Consider the following 2,163-nt stretch of genomic DNA (forward strand, 5'->3'; position numbering starts at 1 on the left):
AAGTTATAGTGAGAATAATTTAAGAAATTTTTTACAAAGGGGAAAAAAATTAATGAAAAAATTATTAGTACATACGACTGCTACAGCACTATTATTATCTCAGTTAGGTTTCTCTAGTTCAGTACTTGCCGCTGAAAATGATACAGTTTCATCAACTGAACAAAAGGAAGAAGCACCTGCATTAGTTAAAGGCGATTTCTTCTATTTTGTAAAAACAACAGTAGAAAAAATTCAACTATTACTAACTACAGACAAAGTTAAAGAAGCAGAACTTTTAGCACAATTTGCACAAGAGCGCATTCATGAAGCAAGAGAATTAATTAAAGAAGGCAAAGAAGATTTAGCAAAAGAAACGTTAAAAGAAGCTTTAAGTCAAATGGATAATGCTCAAGGCCAACTTGATGGTAAACTTCCAACTGTTACTGAGCCAACGACTTCAGAAACAACAACTTCAGAAACAACAACAGAAGGTACTGATACTACGAAACCAGCAGAAGATTCAACTGAAGTAGAAAAAGAAGATACAGAAAAAGTTGAGACTGATAAACAAGAAACTGATAATGAAGATACAGAAAAAGTTGAAACAGACAAACAAGAATCTGAAAAAGAAGATCAAGATAAAGCTGAAACAGACAAACATGAAAAACAAAAATTAACAAAAGAGCAAAAAGAAATTGCAAAAATTCAACACCATTTAAATAACAATTTACTTGTTTTAGCGAATGTTTTAGATCAAGTTAAAAATCCAAAAGCAAAAGCTGCGATTGCTAAAAATATTGAAAAGAGCTTTAACAAAATTTCTGAAAGATTAGAGAAAGTCTTAAAGCATACAGAACAGAATTCAACTGCTTTAAAACCAGTTATTACAGTTCAATATCCTGATTCAACTACAGATCAGTCAGCTACTCCAGAGGTTATTACAACAGTGACTAAAATTGAAGACGTAAATGACACAGACGTGAAAAATGTTAATGAAGATAATCAAGATGAAAATGATGACAAAGATGATGCTGCTGAAGTTGCTACAAAACCTGTAACAGTAGAGCATAAGGAAGAACATCAACATAAGTCAAAAGAAGTAAAACCAGTTAAAGTAAAAAAAGTAAAAGTTGAAAAAGAAGAAAAACATGTAGTAAAGCATGAAGTGAAACACGTAGTAAAACACGAAAATGGTACAAACCATAGAAATCAAGGTGAACATGAAAATCGTGGAAACCACAAGGGAAATCAAAAGCAAGAGAATAATAAATCAAATAACCAAGGTGAAAACCATGGAAATGGACATGGTAAAAATTAATAAGTAATTATTTCCATTCACCTTTCAATAAAATCATATGAAACATTTCATAAGATGCGATATGCTTAAGTTTAACTGATTAAATTAAAATGGTGCCTCATACATTCATATGATTATATAATGAGTGGGGGGCGCCTTTAAATTTTAATGGCTAAGCAATCCTCTTTTGAAAGGAGATCGAGTCTTGTTACTTACAATTTTTCAGACGCTTTATAAAAGAAAAGAAAAAATTGAAGATATTGTATTAACAATACAACAGTCTTCATCAAAAGAACTAGATGATTTTATAGTGCAATATACTCCTTTTATAAACAAAACTGTATCCACTATTTGTGGGAGATATATTACAAATCAAGAAGATGAATTTAGTATTGGGTTAAATGCGTTTCATGAGGCTATTAAACTATATTCATATAAAAAAGGTTCGTCATTTCTATCTTTTGCAAAGTTGATCATAAAACGAGAATTAATCGATTATTTTCGCAAGGAATCTAAATACCAATTATTAACGTCCGAACAAACTGGGTCAGAGGACGTGCATAAACACTACGACGACCATGTATATAGCTCTTATATTAAAAACTTTGATGAAATAAATCGTAAAGAAGAAATTATTCATTTCAGTGAAATGCTTAAACAATTTGGAATTTCATTAGAAACTCTAGTAGAAGTTTCACCTAAACATGAAGATACAAGGGAGCATGTTTTTTCAGTTGTAGACAGTATTACGTCTGATGAAGAGATGTTAACTTTTCTATATAAAAAGAAAAAATTACCGATGAATAAGCTAGAATCTAAAGTTAATATTAGTCGAAAATCGCTCGAAAAACATAGAAAATATATAATTGCGATGTGTATTATTAGTG

2 protein-coding genes are annotated in these 2,163 nt (G+C 30.4%); both read left to right on the forward strand.

Features of this window, described 5'->3' with window-relative positions:
* The first annotated feature begins 52 nt into the window (after nt 1-52).
* Entirely contained in the window at nt 53-1,297 is a 1,245-nt protein-coding gene (locus CN514_RS13545) for a DUF5667 domain-containing protein (protein ID WP_098233049.1), read from the forward strand.
* Nucleotides 1,298-1,481: 184 nt separating this feature from the next.
* Nucleotides 1,482-2,163: RNA polymerase sigma-I factor (gene sigI / locus CN514_RS13550; RefSeq protein WP_286141673.1), on the forward strand; the 682-nt coding region annotated here is incomplete at its 3' end.

Source organism: Bacillus sp. AFS001701, assembly GCF_002559405.1.
In the GTDB taxonomy this organism is placed as follows: Bacteria; Bacillota; Bacilli; order Bacillales; family Bacillaceae_G; genus Gottfriedia.